The following is an 18,557-nucleotide window of genomic DNA, read 5'->3' as shown; positions in this document are numbered from 1 at the left end:
GAGCTGTCTTTTTTGACGGCTCCTTTTTGATTAAAAGCAGATGTTTGTCTTTACTGGAAAAGAACTTTAGAATGAGGAAAAAGGAGTGGAGTGAGATCGTGATGAATACGTTGCCAGAAGAAATAGCGAATATTTTACATACGAATAAGAAAAAACCTGTGCAATTTCAGGAGCTGATTTCCAAAGGTGGATATTTGCCACCCGAGATGGATTTGATGGTCGATGCGATTTCAGCGTTGAGCATGGGGAAAAACATTTTGTTAAAAGGTCCCACAGGGGCAGGGAAGACGAAGTTTGCGGAGACGTTATCCCATTTATTCAACCAGCCGATGTTCAGTGTCAACTGTTCGGTCGATCTGGATGCCGAGAGCTTGTTGGGCTTCAAGACTTTATCCTATAACGAGGGCAAACAGGAGATTGAATTCGTTCCGGGTCCCGTGACAAATGCGATGAATCACGGAACTTTCCTCTATATTGATGAAATCAACATGGCGAAGCCTGAAACGTTGCCGTTGATCAATGGGGTGCTTGATTATAGAAGGACGATCACGAATCCATTTACGAATGAAATCGTCACGGCAAAAGAGGACTTCAATGTGATTGCGGCCATCAATGAAGGCTATGTCGGTACAGTGCCGTTGAATGAAGCGCTGAAAAACCGGTTCATCGTGATTGAGGTTCCCTATATTGAAGGAGAGCAGCTTAAGCAATTGATCGAAACCAATACGAAACTGAAGGATGCACGGACCATTGAGCTGTTCGTCAAGCTATCGGGTGATTTGATTCATGCCGTGAATCAAGGGAAAGTGGCCGAGGATGCAGCATCGATCCGGGCACTGCTTGATGCGTGTGATCTAAGCGTACTGATCCCACCTAAGCGGGCGATTCTTCGTTCAATCGTGGATAAGCTTGATGAGGAACGGGAACGGGAATTTGTGAAGAACTTGGCCGACACATTATTCTAACTAGGAGAATGCCGCATGAAGTATATTCGATTCAACGATTCAATTATTGATACGGCGCTTTTTTTGCAGCTTCAGGATTTATCGACGGTTTTATCCGGTATTCCTGAACTGGAATTTGAATACAACTATGGATCTTTCCTTGATTCTGTAAACAGTAAAGTCACGGCGAGCCATTTTTGGGAAAACGGCAACCAAGAGGTAAAGGCTGCAGGATTGAAGACGGATGTCCTTCTCAGGACGATTGGGACCCTTCATCATTCGAGCGTGAAGGATTTACAGTCCTATCGGGAAGTCATCGAGGAAAGCGGGCTTCCAAAGTTTTCGGCAGAGCTGTTTACCCTATTCGAAGATGTACGACTTGAGGAATTGATCAAAAAAGAGCGCCCGGGAACAAAGAAGTGGTTTTCTATACGCGAGGCGTATCTTACGCAATACTTTGAAACGCAATCGGCTGCGAACGTAACGAGGAGCTTTGCACTTGATGAACTGTTCTGCCTGATTTATTTACTGCTTCATTCCGATCGTCCGGATCCGATTTTTCCACGAGCCAACGAACGCCAGGTGGAGGCATTGGAAAAAATCAAACCGTTGATTTATATGGTGTTTGAAGCAAGGAAAACGAGTGATATCACGAGGATATGCGAACAAATCGTCTTCCGTTTGAATGAAGAGTATCAAGATAGCATGAATGAGTATTTCATCTTCCCGGTCGCGAATGTGGAACAGTATACGGCCAACACGCTTTTTGATGAACTGACGCGAAACGACGAGTTAGCGAATGATGACACAGAAGATGTGGATGAAGAGAATAGCGAGTTCATCGATGAAAAGTTCTCGACATGGCACCGGGAGAATAAGAATGGCGAGAACCCTTCCACCTTCCTTCAGTTTGAATTGGAGCAGGGGACGAAAACGAGCATGCTGGGTGGCGGTGCACGGGAAGCGGAAGATGCTGACCAGGCGTTGGCCTCGATTCAAGGCTCTTCCGGTGAAAGTAAAGAAAAGGACTACAAGCAACAGGAGACACTCGAGAAAAAGCAAACGAAACCCGGGAAAAGCGGTGATTATCCTTTTGGCGAGGATAATAAAGATGCCGTCATGATAACCAAAGAGGCGAGGGCGTCAACAATCGATGAGGAAAAACGGTATCGAGAGTTCGTGGCCGACATCGAACCTTTCAAGCGGAAGCTTTCCAGCACCATCGAAAAGACGCTTGAAAATAAGAAGAATGCACCAAGAAGAGATTTGGCGTTCGGAAGGTTATCCAAGAAGTTGCTGCCACTCGTACTGGATGAAAACCCGAGGGTCTTTTATAAAAAGAACCAGGAGTCCAAGGAAATCGATGCCGTGTTCACACTTCTTGTCGATTGCTCGGCCTCGATGCACAATAAAATGGATGAAACGAAGCGTGGCATTGTCCTCTTTCATGAAGTGCTGAAGAAATTGAAAATCCCCCATTCAATCGTCGGATTTTGGGAAGACGCCAATGATGTGAAAGAAGGGTACCAACCGAACTATTTTCACGTGATTCACTCCCATTCCGATTCTCTTTACCAGAATGCCGGCGTGAAAATCATGCAGCTTGAACCTGAGGAAGATAATCGGGACGGTTACAGCATCCGCGTCGCGACTAAGGAATTGGAAAGAAGGCGGGAGAAGAATCGCTTTCTGCTCGTCTTCTCCGATGGCGAACCGGCTGCTGCACAGTACGACCAGAATGGAATCGTCGATACGCATCTTGCCGTATCCGAAGCGCGGAAAAAGGGAATCGATGTCATTGGCATGTTTCTAGCGGATGGAAGCATCGAGGAAAGTGAAGAACTGACGATGAAAAACATCTATGGCAAAGAAAGGCTGATGGTTCCCACTGTATCTGAATTGCCAGAGCACTTTACCCCGCTGTTGAAGAAACTGTTATTAAAGACCATTTGACGCCTGGAATTTTTGAGCACGCTTCTGTCTATTCATCATATTCTAGACTGTAACCTAGATGAGGAGTGACAGAGATGTACTACACAAGACAGAACTTTGGCGGATATGGAAACTTCGGGGGATTCCCGGGAGTTGGAGGATATGGTGCTCCAGGAGGGTTTGGTCAACCAGTTGGATATCCGATGTTTGGTGGCATGGGTGGTCATCCGGGAATGGGCTTTCCTGGAGGGTTTCCGATGCAACACGGATATGGCGGACAGAATAGCTTTCCCATGCAGATGCCAGGTGGCATGGGCGGACATGGAGGAGCCTTCCATCCATACCCGATGCAAGGCGGCATGGGCCAAGGCGGCGGATATCAGCAATATTGAAACAGGAAAAAGAGCTAGTGGAGGTCCTTGTATGACCTCTTCTAGCTCTTTTTTGGCTCTTTGATCAATGCTGTTTGTTCGGCAACCTTTTCTCTGGGTGTCCGTTCCCCTGACGGCGTTTATTATCCGCTTCTTTTTTTTGCTGTTCCTTGATCTTCTCAACAAATTCCTCAGAACGTTCCATGCATAAAACCTCCTCCGTTATATTCTTTTTTACTATAACCAGAACGACTATGATTCATGAGGAAATTGAGCCGGAATTTACCCTGTGTGGCGAGAACATCCATAACTTAACAAATTATCCTGTATCCTTTTCCGAACCTGGAGCGTCATTTATATAGAAGGGAAAGGGGATGAACATGAAAAAGAGAAATAGGACGCTCAGGGTCATACGGTCAATCCTATTATTTGTTGTGGCCATATCCTTGGCTTGGGTCGCTTTCCATACGGTCATGAAGGCCTATGAACAAAAGAAACACCCGGTATGGGGGCAAATGGTGGAAGTGGATGGAAAGGAGATGCATGTGTATACCAAAGGCGAGGGGGAGCATACGATTGTTCTATTAAGCGGTTTAGGAACGGCGGCGCCTGTCTTGGATTACGAACCATTGATTGACGAGATGGCAAAGGATAATAAAATCGTCGTAGTGGAGCCATTTGGCTATGGTTGGAGTGAGCTGACAGATAAGGAGAGGACCGTGGAAAATATCGTGGAGGAAATACGAACGGCCCTGAAAAAATCAAAGATAGAAGGTCCATACATATTGATGCCCCACTCCCTATCCGGAATCTATAGCATGTACTATGCCCATGAATATCCAAACGAGATCAAGGCCATTATCGGAGTGGATTTCACGTTACCGAAGGCATTGGAGTATTTTGAGGAGCCTGCTCCTAGCATGCCTGCCTATTTGAAGTATGTTGCACCCACTGGATTGGCACGAATAGCTTCTTACGTGAGCGCGGAAAATGTCCTGCCGATTGCGGATGAGGGTATATATTCAGAAGAAAATCTAGACATGACCAAAACGATTACGGCTTGGAAAGTGTACAACCGAAATATTGTCGATGAAGCAAATGCGATAGAGGAGAATGTGAAAAAGACGAAGGAGATGTCCTTCCCTTCAAACATGCCACTCCTGATCTTTGCTGCCAAAAGAGATAAGGTAACCGAAGATGGTAAAACGAACGAGACGTTTTATCGATCACAATTGGGGGAGAACCCTTTAAATGAACTCGTGGTCTTAGAAGGCCATCACTATCTTCATTGGACGCGCTATAAGGAAATGGGTGAACACGTTCGTCATTTCACCGAACAATTAGTAAGCCGGTAAAGGGAACTGCTGAAATCTCAGAGATTGGATGGGGAATCACCTTAAAGGAACATGGAGAAGGATTTATGAAAAAGCCACCTATCCTGTATAAGTGGCTTCCTGATCATTATATGGCATAACCCGTTATTTTTCTAAACTCCACAATCCATACGGGTTGTAAAAAGGATGGTCTTCCTCGTACCTGAAGTCTTGACGGCTAGTCAATGTAAAGGTGGGGGCATCCGATTTTATCCGGAAATCCTGGCCATTTGTGAAGGTAGGTCTTTCCCCAAGGTTATAAAAGTTGAAGGTGCTCAGTAACGTCACCGCATCTTTTGGGCTCATCGTGTTGAGCGTGACGACATCGGGAAGGCCGAATGCCTTCATTCCGAACGAACCATAGTGGTCTTCCTCACCAATGATGGTGACAAAGTGGGCATATACCGGGATGACATCCGGGTTCTTCTGTAAAGTTTGCCAGGCTTCCTTCGTATGAGCCATGCCCGCCGTTTCGATTTTTACAGCCATGCCACCCGCTTTAAGCAAGGCAGACCCAGCATCTATCAGGTTTATGACGGCCTCGAAGTCAGATACTTCGGCAATGATATAGACCGTGAAGGTATGCTGATCGATTTCGGTTAACAAACGTTCAGGAAACTCCCCTTTACTGGCATAAGAGAAAGCCTCTTTCAAATGTGGTTCATAATCATACACTTCAACATGAAACGATATGCCTTTTTCTTGGTTATGCAATACTTGTCCAGCCAACTGGTATCCAACGCTTTGCGTAGCCACCGCCTGAATCAATTCCGTGCGGTTCTTCCACACTCCAGGTATTCCGATAATAATTTCCGTCATGACGCACCTCGACTTTCTTTTTTTTACTATACTACGTCTTCTGCCGGTTTGTCTTATTGTATAATAGTGGAAAAGGGGCGATTCTTTTGAAAAATTACACCTTCGATTTGTTTGCTCTTATTCAGTTCCTGCATTTTTTTGGGGTTAGCGTTAAGGAGTGTTTCGGAATACCCCATGCTTATTGGCGTGAGTATAGGGATGGTATTCCTGATTCTGGCCATGATTACTGTAGGGATAAGAAACAGAAGGCAGACCTGATACTTTTTCTAGTGGAAAATTCATAGTGTGTAGGACTTTTTCAAATTAATGCAATTGATGTATAATATAAGCGAGTGACGGTATGTGATATTTTTACTAGAATATAATTTGTAGATTTACTCGTGAATCTATGGAAAAATGGTAATGGAATTTACCATATCAATCGATTTTTGTTTATCCAATGATGAAAGAGAGTGGAATATAATGGGTCGTAAGTGGAATAATATCAAGGAAAAAAAAGCGTCCAAAGATGCGAATACTAGCCGTATTTATGCAAAATTCGGACGTGAAATCTATGTGGTAGCCAAACAAGGTGAACCTGATCCGGAATCGAATCAGGCTTTACGTGTCGTATTGGAACGTGCGAAAACGTACAATGTACCAAGAGCGATCATTGACCGTGCAATCGAGAAGGCAAAAGGCGGTTCTGAAGAGAACTATGATGAACTTCGCTATGAAGGCTTCGGACCTAATGGATCCATGGTGATTGTGGACGCACTGACAAACAACGTTAACCGTACTGCTTCTGATGTACGTGCCGCTTTCGGTAAAAATGGAGGAAACATGGGGGTCAGCGGATCTGTTGCCTATATGTTCGATGCCACGGCCGTTTTCGGGATAGAAGGAAAGAATTCCGAAGAAGTACTAGAATTATTGATGGAAGCGGACGTTGATGTTCGTGATATCATCGATGAAGAAGATTCGGTTATCGTGTATGCGGAACCTGATCAATTCCATGCTGTACAACGAGCATTCAAAGATGTAGGCATCACGGATTTCACGGTTGCCGAGCTTACCATGCTTGCACAAAATGACCTAACACTTCCTGCTGATGCACAAGAGCAATTCGAAAAAATGATTGACGCATTAGAGGACTTAGAAGACGTTCAACAAGTTTATCACAATGTGGATCTTGGTTGATCATATAGAAAAGCGGGCCTGTGAGATATAATCACAGGCCTTAAACTGTAGGCACACTCGATTAAAATCGAGTGTGCCTACAGTTTTTTTTGTTTCAAAATGGAAAGACACCTTTTTTTCCACCGGATAAAATTTGATAAGGGTGAAACCAAAGAAAGTACAAAAAGTCCTGAGAGAAGTTATTATGTGAAAGATGAACGGACACACACAGATAGCCTATTCATTCTACACGGCTGCGACCGGAAGGATCTATACGGGGAATAACCGGCCTGATACCTACAAAGGAGATGAAAATTCGCTGAAATATGAAATTACATAAAAATTTCAATCAATTGATTAAGTGCCTTTTTAGTATAGGAAATATATGGGTAATAAGTTGTTTTAATATATTAGTATTTTATGCCTCTATATTTGACAGGGGTATTATGTTATTTCACTAGTATTACTTTTTGGTATCGTACTTTCACCGATATCTATTAAAACAAAGAGCTCTGCATATGCTGATGAATTACCAACAGAAGTTGAAAAGGGAAAAATCCTATCAGTTTTAGAGATTATCCAAAATGGGATAGCAGAAGAGGATAATAAAATATTATTAGACTTAGATTATGCTAAAAGTAATGGATTATCTAGCACTGAAATTGATAATCTTAAACTAGCACTAGCAGATATTTCTGTTGAAGAGTTAAATGGGATTACAAATGAGTCAAAGTTTCTTGAAAAAGAAATTCTTAAACAAGATGATATAATACAAATTGAGGAACTTACAGCTGAGGCCAAGGGGCGCCATGCTGCTCCACCAACTGCACTTGAAAAAACGCTTAAAGTTATTTTTGGAACAATTGTTGGTATGACAATAGCAACTACTATTGTTCAAGATATGTACAAGTTGGGTGCCAATAAAGCTTGCCATAAATGGGGAAACAATCGACCTAAGGTTAAAAGTGCCTGTAAAACTCTAGGATACTGGTAAAATGATCGAAACTAAGGGGTGAACTTTTATGTTTAACGTACCTGAATTTTCGAGGGTGAAAAAATTAAAATTAGCTACACATTCATTACTTATATGTGTTCTATTAAGTTTAATCAGTTTAATCATTAATGATGTATTTTCTCTAGTGGTACATGAAAGAATTAATGTAAACCTATTCTTTATCCCTATTATTATGGTTTTTTGGGTTTTAATCGCTATAAATAAACCTACTTATCAAAAGTAAAAAGAGAATCTAGCTTACCTAAACGGATACCTATAGATTGGACACTTAGAAAAGAGTGTTTCTTCTATAGGTATTTTTTTAGAGAAGGCCAAGGTACGGGTTAAGGCAGCCTTAAAAATATTAGAGACAGCGAGGGCGCCTATACTGTGAAAATCTATTCTTTCTCAAGCTGCTCAATTTTGGTTGTTGTAGAAAAATATCATATTTCTATAGATCATTGTGGTCTTGGGATCGGCGTGTCCCAGGCTTTGTTGAATTCTACATAAAGCGGTTTTGTTCGAGTATCGTATGAAGTACTTTCGGTTTAGCCCCTTTTTACAGAAAAGAGCCTGTTTTGATGACAAAACAGGCTCTTCACATTTATTCTTTTACTTTGATTCCATATCGTTTACGGTCTTGTTTCACTTTTTCAAGTTCGGATACGGTAACGAGTTGGTAGCCTTGCTGGTCCAGCTGTTTTATGATTTCGTCAGCCGCTTGGGCGCTGGTTTTGTAAATGTCGTGCATGAGGATGATCTTCCCGTCTTCCGCTTTGTTCATGACTTTGCGGACCACTTTCTTCTTGTTCCGGAGCTTCCAGTCTTCCGGGTCTATTTCCCAGAGTGCGACATCCATATCGCCTATATGTTTGCGGACCTTATCGTTTATTGCACCATATGGCGGACGGATAAGGGATGGCTCGTAACCACTGGCTTTTAGGACGGCAAGTTGTGTTTTGTTAATTTGACTCTTGATCTTTTTCTTGTTTAGGCGTGTCAGTTGCGGATGATCCCAGGAATGGTTCCCGATTTCATTACCTTGTGCAATCATTTTTTGCAAGACCTCTGGATAGTGCTCGACACGGCTTCCTAATACGAAGAAGGTCGCATGTGCTTGATGTTTGTTCAAGGACTTCAGGATGGCCGTCGTATTGTCAGGGTGAGGTCCGTCATCGAATGTGAGGGCAATCACCTTTTGGGATGGATCGATCCAATCATTCTTTGGAGGAAGCTTGGCGACAATATGCTTGGGTTGCCTTTCCTTCACGCGATCTTGATTCATGTCCTTGTTTTGATATGTATCTAGCAAGCTATCTTTGAATAACTCTTTTTTGATAGCGATGGATTGTATGGTGGATGAATCTCCGTCTTTTTTCGGTTTCATATAGAAAACCAGCGTGTTTTTCAATACGGAAAATGAATCAAAATTGTCCATTTTTGGATCTGTCATTTTCTTGATCATGTCTTCGGTAAGTGTTTTGTCTTTCTTATCACTTAACTCTTCAAAGGCAATGTCGGATAAGACCGATAAATAATCAGTATCAGAATAAAAAATGTCATCTAAAGAGAGGATTTCTTGAGAGGGAATATCATATGTGAAAATGTTATATTCCGATTGTTTTTTACCTGCAATTTGTTGATATTTATCGAAGGAAATCGTGATGGTCTGTTTGCTGAAATGAAGGATTTCATAAGTGATGTTCAACTCAGAAGAAGCTTCTCCATCGACAGCCTTCCATTTCTTTTGATACTCCTTTATTTCTTTATGAATATAGGATTCTAGCTGCTCATCGATTGACTCTTGATGGAATATCGGCCTGCTTACTGAAAATCCACCTTTTGTATAATCGTTAACATCCGTTTGAATATCCGCATCCGGATAATTTTCATCTATGGAATAAGCGGAAACTGTATGCTTATTTTTCAACAGTTTAATAGCCAATCCGGACAAGCCCAAAACCACAGTTAGACATAAAAGAGAAATAAATACTTTTTTATAATTTGATTTGCTCATGATGCTTTCCCACCTCGTGATAATTCTACTATAATATAACTACAAAAGCCTTAAAAGTTTGTAAAATAATTCATTTTTTATAGGGTGAATTTTCCCTGATGGTTTTTAACTAAGATATGACCTTCCTTGTGCCTATAGAAGTGGTATTTATTATCAAAAGTAATGGGACCGTTTCAAGAAAAAAGCGGAGGTTGAAGTGTATCGTGGTGGAAGAAATGAACGTCCATGTTGACCTCTGTTTCTAAGCGGAAAAAGATTAGAGAGTTTTGGATTCATCGGCAGGAGAATGAAGCTTCATTTGATCGAGTTCAATCCTCAACTTCTCTGTTTCTATCAGATAGTTTTCGTGTTTGAGTTTTTCGAGTTCTATTTCGTCTTTAAGCATTTTATGCTTAATTTTCGCTTGTTCCTGAAAATGGTTTGTCACGATCGCGATAATAGGAATAGAGAATATCATGACAACGGTTATTGTGCCAACCATAATGTGCCCTCCCCTCAAGTGGAATTTTATGTCTTCTCTATATTATACAACTGTGGTTACATTTAGGAAGCGGTTTTGAAATAATTGGTTATTCCTTCGGAGGGAATAGGCGGAATGGCCAAGGGAAGGGAGCGGTTAAAATAAAAACTACGGAAATATCAGAGCGAAAATCAAAAGGTTTACTGGCCCTTGCCATCATACTGGAATCCGTATTTCTCATCGATTTTTTCACAGGAGTTCTTTCTAACCTGCATGTCTATATAGGTGCTGCTACTGGCTTGGTGATTGGGTTTGTCAGTTTATTGATCAGCGCCTATTTACTAGCGAAGAAATCATATGGTGCCATCTCGCTATGCATCCTATTCTTTTCTGTATTGATCACTTTTTTCACGTTCGTTGCTTATTTTTTACCCGAAGCAGGCTATCCACCACCCATTCGTTTGTTCTTTTAATTTTATTGATTCTTTAGCGAGGTGATGACCGTGGAACTTTGGAAAAGTCTCCTTTTAAATGGTGCTGTTAAGCTATTTCAGAGGACAGAATTATTGGATGCATGTATTTCAGATATTTCTCGTGAAGGATTCGAAATCCATGTAATGGATTGTTCAAAGTGGGATTTGGAAAGTTACCATAATGACTTGGCATCGATACTCCACTTTCCGGATTATTACGGAAAGAATTTGGATGCCTTTCATGACTGTTTATCAGATATGGCCCCAGAAGGAAGAGGGATGGTCTTGGTGTTTAAGAATTACGACTTATTCGCAAATAAGGAACCGGAAGTTGCTTATCGATTGTTGGATATCGTTCAAACAAACGCTTGGCGATTTTTACTGGAGGACATTAAATTACTAGCTTTTGTCCAATCGAATGACGCGACAATCGAATTCCCGCGTTTAGGCGGCATGCCTGCTGAATGGAATAATGAAGAATGGCTGAATGTAAATAGAGGCTAGTATTTTGGAGAAGGTTGCTGCGGCAGCCTTTTTTATTTGGCCCCAGCACGTCAGTAAACTAAAGAAACGTTCAATGTCCTCATAAATGAAAAGATGATAAATGGTATGATTAAGAAATCATACATAAATAGGAGGAATTAATTCCTTGAAAGTAGTAAAAATCATCTTAGCAGCCATGGTTATTAGTCTAGCCACTTATAGTCTAAAAACTGAAACCGAGTTAATGCCATATTATATGTTTTTCTTAGGGGCGCTTATACTGGTGACAGGGATAGCCGAACTCCAAAAAGACAAAAAAGGCTTTAAGGGACACCTGAGCATCGGGATTGCTTTCTTTGTTTTCTTGGTTTCCATCCAGAGTTTTTTCATGGGCTAACAGGTAGGCAGCCTATTTTGAAAGAACAATAAATGATAGAAGGGCATGTTTTGATCGGTTTCAAAACATGCTTTTTCTATTGATTTGAATCAGAGGGGGAGACGATGGTCAGTTTGAAATGATCTTCACGTACATTCCTTTTTTGGCTTTCCGTTTAGCGCTTTCGTTCATCGTTTTAATAGTTTCTGATAAGGTAGAAGCCGGTTCCATATAGTTCATCCATTATTAACACCATGGGAACGCCTCACTTATCATGTCATGTCCATCCTGTTCACTTCATCCGTCAAACCCATCTTCAGCATTTCGGTTTTCACACATTCTTTCAATTCATCGTCTTCTTGTATGAGGTAGAAGTATTGCAAGTTTCGGATGGTTGCTAATTTGGTTGCCTCATCACTTCTATCAAAAAATTTCCCCAAGTCTTTTAGATTGATCGTTGAATCTCTGTTCATGGAAAACGTCTCCTGATTAGGACGGTCATCGCTTACAACCCCTAATGTATCAAAAGTAGGGAGGGAGGCCACTTTTTTTCTTTGCTCACGTACAGTGACTTCGACATATTCGTATAAATCATCAAGGGGTTTACGGTTGAGTTCTTGTTGGATCCTGTTGCAAACGTAGGCACTTTGCGCTGAAAACTCCGGATCCGCGGTTGCTTCTTTAGTGATCCAATCCAAAAATTCCTGATATTCTTCTATGTTTGAATAACCTAATAGGTTTTCGATCACCGAGGCATCATTCAAGGTCAGAATTACATCTATGAATTCTGCAAGATTTCTAGCTATGATTTTTACGTGATTTCCGAAATTCATGGGGCTCACGCAAACGATGAAGGCCTCGTCTAATTGTTGCACCCTGCCAAAATCGGTGAGGAATCCATAGTGAATCCCATCAGCCCCAATGCTTGCGAATGGGATGACATCATAGGGCGTGACATCGTAGGAATAATCATCATCTTGTAAGAATAGGGATAACTGATCGAATAAGCTGTGTCCCTCCTTTTGTAAATCTTGATCTAATTTAGTCAATGCCTGAAGAGCATCGGGGAATTCTTTGTATTTTCCTAGAACATTCACGTTCAAAGCCTCCTATAAAAGAAATAGTGTTCCTACTATATTCACTATCCTTCGTCATCAAGCCTGCTTTTACAGAGGAAAAATTATTAATGATTGGAAGGCATGCCAAACGGGAAGGCTCCTCAAAGAGTCCTCCCCGTTTAAAATGTTTCACAAATGATCGAACCCGTCCTGGATATGTCGTAATCACCCAATGCGTTGATTTCGGACTGAAAGGGTTTCGATGTTAATATCTCCTTAACCATCGTTAGAAGCTGGTCATTTTTCGGAGTCTTTAGAATGACCAAATCGTACCGTTCGGTTATTAATGGAACGAAGTCCACCCCGACGATTTTGGCCGCCTTTTCGATACCAATCCCAACATCCGCCATCCCTGCCGAGACAGTCGAGGCCACACTCAGATGATTGGTTTCTTCGTGTTCATAGCCCTTAAGGCTTTGAGCGGATATCTGATGGAGTCTAAGCTGCTCATCAAGCAGGATACGGGCGCCGGACCCTCTTTCACGATTGATGATCGTCAAGTCCTGATTCAAGTCAGACCATGTGTGGAGATGGAGCGGGTTGCCCTTTTGGACGTAAAAACCTGCTTTCCTTGAAACAAGGTTGATTAACATATAGGGATATCCAACCAAAATTTTCTTTATGTAAGGCAGGTTATATTCTCCTGTATCTCCGTCAAACATATGCATGCTGGCAATATCCGCTTCGCCGTTGTACATCGAGATCAGACCGTTCAAACTGCCGGTGTTGGACCGTAGCGTTTTATAAGGTGAATCCTTTTCGATATATTGACCAAGAATATCTAGCACCATATCCTGTCCGCTTATGACAAGGTTATGCGATTCCTTCAATTGCGCTTTTTGATTTTCGGTAACCGGAACTGGGGTGGATGGGGACTTATGACCTTGAATGTAGTCGTCCAAGTCTTTTGCATCCATTCTCATCTGCCTGCCGACCCGGAAGATGGGTAGCTCGCCTTTTTTAACCAAATCATAGATCGTTAGTTTGGATACCTTTAATAATTGTGATACTTCTTCGATCGTATAGGATAGCTCTTTCGACATGATGTGCATCCCTCCAACTTTATTGTATCCTAGTGGCTTACATAAATAAATTACAAGAGGGAAAAATTAAGTATTACATTTTATCCTTTTTATTATTATAATTAGTTATAACTAGTTATAACTAATTATAACTAGTTATAACTAATTATAACTAGAAAGAAAGGAAGATCGATTTTGAAGAAATTATATCTTATTATCTCGATTATGTTTGTCATGATAATCGGAGCTGGATGTTCATCGGATGAAAACACAGAAACGAAAAAACAGGAAGCAACGAAGCAAGTCGATTTGACCATTTCGGCAGCTGCAAGTTTGCAGGATGCCTTGAACGACATTAAAGCAAGTTTTGAAAAAGAAACGCCAAATGTGAATGTGAACTTTAATTTTGGAGCGTCAGGAGCACTACAACAACAAATTTCCAAAGGAGCACCTGTCGACCTATTTTTCTCAGCGGCAGAAGATAAATTCGATACGTTAGTCGATGAGGGGCTTATCGATGAAAAACAAGGCACCGACCTAGTCGGCAATGAGCTTGTGTTGGTGGTTTCAAAGGAATCGGATAAAGAGATCAAGACGTTGGAAGATGTTACGAAAGCTACGAAACTATCAATTGGCACTCCTGAATCCGTTCCCGCAGGTCAGTATGCGTTGCAAACGCTGAAAAACAGCGGTCTTTGGGAAGAGGTTGAAGAGAATGTGATCTATGCCAAAGATGTTCGCCAAGTGCTTACATATGTGGAAACGGAGAATGTCGATGCAGGCATGGTGTATAAAACGGATGCGCTGACTTCATCGAAAGTGGATATCGTCACAACGGCTGGGGAAGATTTACATGACCCGATCATCTATCCAGCAGGTGTGATCAAGGATAGTTCACATCCAAAAGAAGCCCAGTTATTCTATGATTATCTTCAAACGGAAGAGGCCATGAAGATTTTTGAAGAATACGGATTTACGGATGTAAAATGATGAAGGGACTGCCGGTTAGGCGGTCTTTTTTTTGTGTTATCATTCAATTTTAATCCTTATTTAGAAACTTTTTCATGTTCGAATCGTATATAATGGGGTCACAGATTGTGATGGATAGAGGAGGATTGGATGGTTTTTATAAGAAAACATGCATACGTGAGATTCATCCTGTTTTTCATTTCCATTTTTATTACTCATCTTTTTTTTGATTATAAAGAGGAGCAGGAATTCCATTGGATGGCAAACCTATCTGAATCGTTGTTTTTCGTTACATTTTGTACATTGATGAATTGGCTATGGGAAGATAACGGGCACAAGAAAGGGACCAAAGAAGACGAAGTAGGGGGAGGTACAAATGAGTGAGGGGATGGATTATCTTATCACCGGGATTTTGGTCATCGCATTCACATGCGGATTTGCCATGCAGCTTCAACAGTTATTACTGCTTAGAAAAAATAACGAAACGATACAAAAAAGGGTGTTATATGGATCTTATTTGCGTTGCATCGCTTACGCCGGGTTTTTATCGACCTATATCTTGAATATCCTGATAGGTGCACAGCTTGTCCCGAATGCGTTTTTTACAGAAAATAACACGAGTTTGGGGTGTATACTTTTTCTTGTGGTTTTAGTGTTTGCTACTTTGGTAGTGGGTCCTAATAAATCAGAGCGTATGTAGAAGGGGAAAAACTTACAATGATAGATGAACAGACCCTTTTCAGCTATCGCTACCCTGAAAAGGGTCAGAAATACATTGAATATGTTCAGTGTGTTCCGACATAGCAATACATTAGAGCAAAGATAGAAACAAATGTTAGGCCAATACCCAACACTGTTTGGTTATGAGTTCTTTTATCATTTTTTAAGTTTTTTAGAAATGCGGTGAAGTTTACAAACCATAAAACGCCTAATAACGGTATAACAAGTAAAATTATAATTAGCATAAATGAAGTCCGCTCCCTTACTGCTTTATGAATAATGGTAATATAGGGGTGTAAATAGCCTTAATAGAAACTTGAATCCGATTAAATGAATCGATTCAAGCCTATAGGATGTTTTGAAAGTCACCTCGAGTAAAGGTCCCAGATGATTTGCCTATCCTTCTTGTTGAAAAATTGGTCTACATCTTTTTCCGATGGCACTTGTCGAACCGCAAAAGGGATTTGCTTCTTTTGAATCATTTCATCTATCTTCTTGATCGTAGGAAGATTTCCTTCCAAAATGCCTTCCCACATATTGATTTTCTTCCCATCTTTAAAATGGAGGATATACCTACCATTAAAGTATCGTTGGTGAGGAGTCTTTGTGGTAGATGTAATGGAATAGTCGATGACAACGCCTTCTACATCCTCCCAGGAATACTCCGCTTCCTTTAAACTCCAGAACGATGCAAACTGAATCTTTTCGTCACTTACCACGAGGGCATGTGTCACGCCTAAATAAAGAAAGGGCAAAGAAATGAGGAGGGGCAATCCTGCTAATGTCATAATAAATTGAGCGCCCTTTTTGAATGACTGAAAGGATTTTTCGTGGATGCCTTGTTTAATCGTAAAATAGATTCCCCACGTGGTGAGGCCATATACGACTGCACATATGAAATATACCCAATAGGAACTAGCGGGCGTTCCGTAAAACAAGACATCTCCCGTATCATGTATCTGCCTGTTGATCCAATAGAAAAGAAAGAACCACAGTGAAGAAAATAGGATGAACAGTAAGGAAAAGCGCCACCACACTACTTTCTCGGATGTATTTTTTGCCACAATTACTCCCCCAGTCGATCGATTATGATTACTAAACTATATCACAAAAATGGTAAAAAGAACCATATCAGTTTGTGTGTATGATCAAGAAGTGGGGAGGATGGCACTTGGTTAATTCCTTATATTGGATAATAGAAAGGGTTTTTACCGGTCGGTCAAGAATATATAACATAAGAGTATAGTGCTAGTGTGAATGAATGAAGCGGAGCGAAAGAGGTGAGTGCGGTAATAAATCGTTTAAGAGAAATCGTGTAAGAAGAAGGTGGTTCGTATGAGGAAAGTGGAGGTTGTCTCTCATCAGGAGAAGTGGCCGCACATGTTTCAGGATGAATGCGAAAAGTTACTAAAGATCTTTGTGAACGATATTTTGAACATCCATCATATTGGGAGTACAGCTATCCCTACAATTCATGCCAAACCGGTCATCGATATGGTGGTTGAAGTGAAGTGGTTGAATCGAGTGGATGAGTATAATGCGGATATGGATAGGATCGGGTATGAAGCCATGGGTGAGTATGGAATCGCCCATCGACGTTTTTTCGTGAAAGGTGGGGACAAGAGGACTCATCATGTTCATGTCTTTCAACGGGGCAATGAAGAAATTACCCGTCACGTACGATTCAGGGATTATATGATTGCCCATCCAGAAGAAGCGCATAAGTACAGCCAACTCAAGAAAAGGTTAGCGAAGGTGTTCCCGAATGAGATGGCTGAATACATAGAAGGAAAGAACAAGTATATACAAGAGATCGATAAGCGGGCAAAAAAGTGGGCCAATCCGCCTGATTGACATATCTACTTAAATAGATATAATGAACCCATGGATCATTTACTCATTTTTAAAGCATTATCTAATGAAAAAAGACAGTTAATCTTACAGTGGTTAAAAAATCCTGAAGAAAACTTTATTCATCAACAACATGATGGACAGTTCAATGATGGCGTGTGCGTCGGGAGTATCCAGGAAAAATCGGGTCTCGCACAATCGGTCATCTCCAGTTACCTTGATATGATGCAAAAGGCAGGGCTCTTGGAATCCAAACGGATTGGTAAGTGGACCTATTATCGCCGTAATGAGCAAGTCATCAAGGAATTAGGGGAGTTCATCAAAAAAGAGTTATAGGTAGAATTTCGCGGAAACTCTGCCTATTTTTTTACCATATCATATCTACATATTTAGATATGTTGAAATGAAATTGTTGGAAGAAGGGATAACACACATGAAAAACACGAATAAACAACTTCAAGACCTTTCTTTATCCGTTTTGGATTTAGTGACGGTTTTACAAGGAAAAGTGCCTGCGGATTCCTTTCACAATGGACTTGATCTGGCTAGAAAAGTAGAGGACTTTGGCTACGAACGATATTGGTTGGCAGAGCACCATAATAGCCCAGGTGTCGCAAGTTCGGCCACTTCGCTATTAATCGGTTATATCGCCGGCGGTACAACCAAAATCAGAGTCGGTTCTGGAGGAATCATGCTACCGAACCATGTACCGCTAGTGGTCGCGGAACAATTCGGAACGCTGGAATCACTTTATCCGGGGAGAATTGATTTAGGCTTGGGACGAGCACCGGGAACGGATCAAATAACAGCACGGGCCCTACGACGGAATGTCGGTGGCTCCGGGGAAGACTTTCCTTCCAATATAGTCGAGCTGCAAAACTATTTAAGCACGAATAAATCCGGTCCAGTCCGGGCGTTTCCTGGAGAAGGCACGAATGTCCCTCTATGGATACTCGGATCGAGTCTATTCAGTGCAAGACTTGCCGGCATGATGGGCTTGCCATATGCGTTTGCTAGCCACTTTGCTCCATCGTATTTAAAGGACGCGCTAAAGCTCTATAAAGATTCCTTCCAACCATCTGAACAGTTAAAGGAACCCTATGCAATCGCCTGCGTGAATGTAGTGGCAGCCGATACTACTGAAGAAGCCGAACGCTTAGCAACATCCCTGAAATTGTTCTTCCTAAACGTGATCAGGGGAGGGCAGGAACTGCTGAAACCGCCTGTCGATAACCTGGATACGTACTGGAGTCCATACGAAAAAGCCGCCGTCAATCAGATGCTGGAGTACACATTCATCGGTGATTCCACTAGAATCAGCCATGAACTACAAGCATTTCTTGATGAAACGCAAGTGGACGAGATCATGGTCTGCTCACATATTTACGATCACGAAGCACGTGTTCGTTCGTACGAAATCATGTCGCAAATCGTTAAAACTAAATGACGACCTACCCCCGGGTGCATCTGCATCCGG

21 protein-coding genes are annotated in these 18,557 nt (G+C 41.5%); 14 read left to right on the top strand and 7 right to left on the bottom strand.

Annotated features, from left to right (window positions below):
* The first annotated feature begins 71 nt into the window (after positions 1 to 71).
* The 3 genes from ACQKIC_RS02550 (at position 72) to ACQKIC_RS02540 (ending at position 3,268) form a co-directional block, all read left to right on the top strand.
* Positions 72 to 965 carry an AAA family ATPase gene (locus ACQKIC_RS02550; protein ID WP_427668522.1) on the top strand — a complete coding sequence of 298 codons (894 nt, stop codon included), beginning with the start codon at positions 72 to 74 and terminating at the stop codon, positions 963 to 965.
* A 15-nt stretch (positions 966 to 980) separates the two neighbouring features.
* Positions 981 to 2,897 carry a vWA domain-containing protein gene (locus ACQKIC_RS02545; RefSeq protein WP_427590931.1) on the top strand — a complete coding sequence of 639 codons (1,917 nt, stop codon included), beginning with the start codon at positions 981 to 983 and terminating at the stop codon, positions 2,895 to 2,897.
* 74 nt (positions 2,898 to 2,971) lie between these two features.
* Positions 2,972 to 3,268 carry a spore coat protein gene (locus ACQKIC_RS02540; protein WP_427590930.1) on the top strand — a complete coding sequence of 99 codons (297 nt, stop codon included), beginning with the start codon at positions 2,972 to 2,974 and terminating at the stop codon, positions 3,266 to 3,268.
* Between the two features lie 64 nt (positions 3,269 to 3,332).
* Here ACQKIC_RS02540 and ACQKIC_RS02535 read toward each other — a convergent pair whose 3' ends face one another.
* Positions 3,333 to 3,452, bottom strand: a complete 120-nt coding sequence (locus tag ACQKIC_RS02535; protein WP_402875037.1) for a DUF4023 domain-containing protein — start codon at positions 3,450 to 3,452, stop codon at positions 3,333 to 3,335.
* A 175-nt stretch (positions 3,453 to 3,627) separates the two neighbouring features.
* Here ACQKIC_RS02535 and ACQKIC_RS02530 point away from each other — a divergent pair, with 175 nt between their 5' ends.
* Positions 3,628 to 4,602 carry an alpha/beta fold hydrolase gene (locus ACQKIC_RS02530; RefSeq protein WP_427590929.1) on the top strand — a complete coding sequence of 325 codons (975 nt, stop codon included), beginning with the start codon at positions 3,628 to 3,630 and terminating at the stop codon, positions 4,600 to 4,602.
* 123 nt (positions 4,603 to 4,725) lie between these two features.
* On the opposite strand, the gene ACQKIC_RS02525 is transcribed toward ACQKIC_RS02530, so the two are convergent.
* Complete coding sequence (locus ACQKIC_RS02525; RefSeq protein WP_427590928.1) at positions 4,726 to 5,439, bottom strand: DUF4261 domain-containing protein; 714 nt, start codon at positions 5,437 to 5,439, stop codon at positions 4,726 to 4,728.
* Between the two features lie 462 nt (positions 5,440 to 5,901).
* On the opposite strand from ACQKIC_RS02525, the gene ACQKIC_RS02520 reads away from it, so the two are divergent.
* A complete protein-coding gene (locus ACQKIC_RS02520; protein ID WP_402957663.1) occupies positions 5,902 to 6,618 on the top strand; it encodes a YebC/PmpR family DNA-binding transcriptional regulator in 717 nt (238 codons plus the stop codon).
* Between the two features lie 1,577 nt (positions 6,619 to 8,195).
* On the opposite strand, the gene ACQKIC_RS02515 is transcribed toward ACQKIC_RS02520, so the two are convergent.
* The gene (locus ACQKIC_RS02515; RefSeq protein WP_403124822.1) at positions 8,196 to 9,608 is read right to left on the bottom strand and encodes a polysaccharide deacetylase family protein; all 1,413 of its coding nucleotides are present in this window, start codon (positions 9,606 to 9,608) and stop codon (positions 8,196 to 8,198) included.
* A gap of 256 nt (positions 9,609 to 9,864) precedes the next feature.
* Positions 9,865 to 10,089, bottom strand: a complete 225-nt coding sequence (locus ACQKIC_RS02510) for a hypothetical protein (protein ID WP_402875029.1) — start codon at positions 10,087 to 10,089, stop codon at positions 9,865 to 9,867.
* Between the two features lie 278 nt (positions 10,090 to 10,367).
* Between ACQKIC_RS02510 and ACQKIC_RS02505 the strand changes: the two genes are divergently transcribed.
* From ACQKIC_RS02505 to ACQKIC_RS02495, 3 genes are all read left to right on the top strand, one after another.
* Positions 10,368 to 10,541: a hypothetical protein gene (locus ACQKIC_RS02505; protein ID WP_403080358.1), complete on the top strand. Its 174-nt coding sequence runs from the start codon at positions 10,368 to 10,370 to the stop codon at positions 10,539 to 10,541.
* A 30-nt stretch (positions 10,542 to 10,571) separates the two neighbouring features.
* Complete coding sequence (locus ACQKIC_RS02500) at positions 10,572 to 11,045, top strand: barstar family protein (RefSeq protein ID WP_427590927.1); 474 nt, start codon at positions 10,572 to 10,574, stop codon at positions 11,043 to 11,045.
* A gap of 145 nt (positions 11,046 to 11,190) precedes the next feature.
* Positions 11,191 to 11,421, top strand: a complete 231-nt coding sequence (locus tag ACQKIC_RS02495) for a DUF3953 domain-containing protein (protein ID WP_402875021.1) — start codon at positions 11,191 to 11,193, stop codon at positions 11,419 to 11,421.
* Between the two features lie 251 nt (positions 11,422 to 11,672).
* Here the strand turns inward: ACQKIC_RS02495 and ACQKIC_RS02490 are convergent, their stop codons facing one another.
* Together ACQKIC_RS02490 and ACQKIC_RS02485 are read right to left on the bottom strand one after the other, a co-directional pair.
* Positions 11,673 to 12,497, bottom strand: coding sequence for a hypothetical protein (locus ACQKIC_RS02490; RefSeq protein ID WP_403124817.1), 825 nt, complete (start codon positions 12,495 to 12,497; stop codon positions 11,673 to 11,675).
* A 140-nt stretch (positions 12,498 to 12,637) separates the two neighbouring features.
* Positions 12,638 to 13,561, bottom strand: a complete 924-nt coding sequence (locus ACQKIC_RS02485) for a substrate-binding domain-containing protein (protein ID WP_427590926.1) — start codon at positions 13,559 to 13,561, stop codon at positions 12,638 to 12,640.
* Positions 13,562 to 13,735: 174 nt separating this feature from the next.
* Between ACQKIC_RS02485 and modA the strand changes: the two genes are divergently transcribed.
* The 3 genes from modA (at position 13,736) to ACQKIC_RS02470 (ending at position 15,209) form a co-directional block, all read left to right on the top strand.
* The gene (gene modA / locus ACQKIC_RS02480; RefSeq protein ID WP_427590925.1) at positions 13,736 to 14,530 is read left to right on the top strand and encodes a molybdate ABC transporter substrate-binding protein; all 795 of its coding nucleotides are present in this window, start codon (positions 13,736 to 13,738) and stop codon (positions 14,528 to 14,530) included.
* A gap of 129 nt (positions 14,531 to 14,659) precedes the next feature.
* Positions 14,660 to 14,893 (top strand): hypothetical protein, encoded by a 234-nt coding sequence (locus ACQKIC_RS02475; RefSeq protein ID WP_402987246.1) that lies wholly within the window; start codon positions 14,660 to 14,662, stop codon positions 14,891 to 14,893.
* The gene (locus ACQKIC_RS02470; RefSeq protein ID WP_402987244.1) at positions 14,886 to 15,209 is read left to right on the top strand and encodes a hypothetical protein; all 324 of its coding nucleotides are present in this window, start codon (positions 14,886 to 14,888) and stop codon (positions 15,207 to 15,209) included. The genes ACQKIC_RS02475 and ACQKIC_RS02470 overlap by 8 nt, the downstream gene beginning before the upstream one ends.
* Before the next feature lie 385 nt (positions 15,210 to 15,594).
* Here the strand turns inward: ACQKIC_RS02470 and ACQKIC_RS02465 are convergent, their stop codons facing one another.
* Positions 15,595 to 16,293: a hypothetical protein gene (locus ACQKIC_RS02465; RefSeq protein ID WP_402987242.1), complete on the bottom strand. Its 699-nt coding sequence runs from the start codon at positions 16,291 to 16,293 to the stop codon at positions 15,595 to 15,597.
* A 271-nt stretch (positions 16,294 to 16,564) separates the two neighbouring features.
* On the opposite strand from ACQKIC_RS02465, the gene ACQKIC_RS02460 reads away from it, so the two are divergent.
* From ACQKIC_RS02460 to ACQKIC_RS02450, 3 genes are all read left to right on the top strand, one after another.
* Positions 16,565 to 17,083, top strand: a complete 519-nt coding sequence (locus ACQKIC_RS02460; protein ID WP_402987240.1) for a GrpB family protein — start codon at positions 16,565 to 16,567, stop codon at positions 17,081 to 17,083.
* Positions 17,084 to 17,113: 30 nt separating this feature from the next.
* Positions 17,114 to 17,416 (top strand): ArsR/SmtB family transcription factor, encoded by a 303-nt coding sequence (locus ACQKIC_RS02455; RefSeq protein ID WP_402874996.1) that lies wholly within the window; start codon positions 17,114 to 17,116, stop codon positions 17,414 to 17,416.
* Between the two features lie 97 nt (positions 17,417 to 17,513).
* Entirely contained in the window at positions 17,514 to 18,527 is a 1,014-nt protein-coding gene (locus tag ACQKIC_RS02450; protein WP_402987238.1) for an LLM class flavin-dependent oxidoreductase, read from the top strand.
* The last annotated feature ends 30 nt before the right edge of the window (positions 18,528 to 18,557 follow it).

Origin of the sequence: Peribacillus sp. NPDC046944, assembly GCF_050272735.1 — a bacterium.
Taxonomy (GTDB): Bacteria; Bacillota; Bacilli; order Bacillales; family DSM-1321; genus Peribacillus.
The sequence above is the reverse complement of the archived record's forward strand: the minus strand, read 5'-3'. Positions and strand labels throughout refer to the sequence as shown.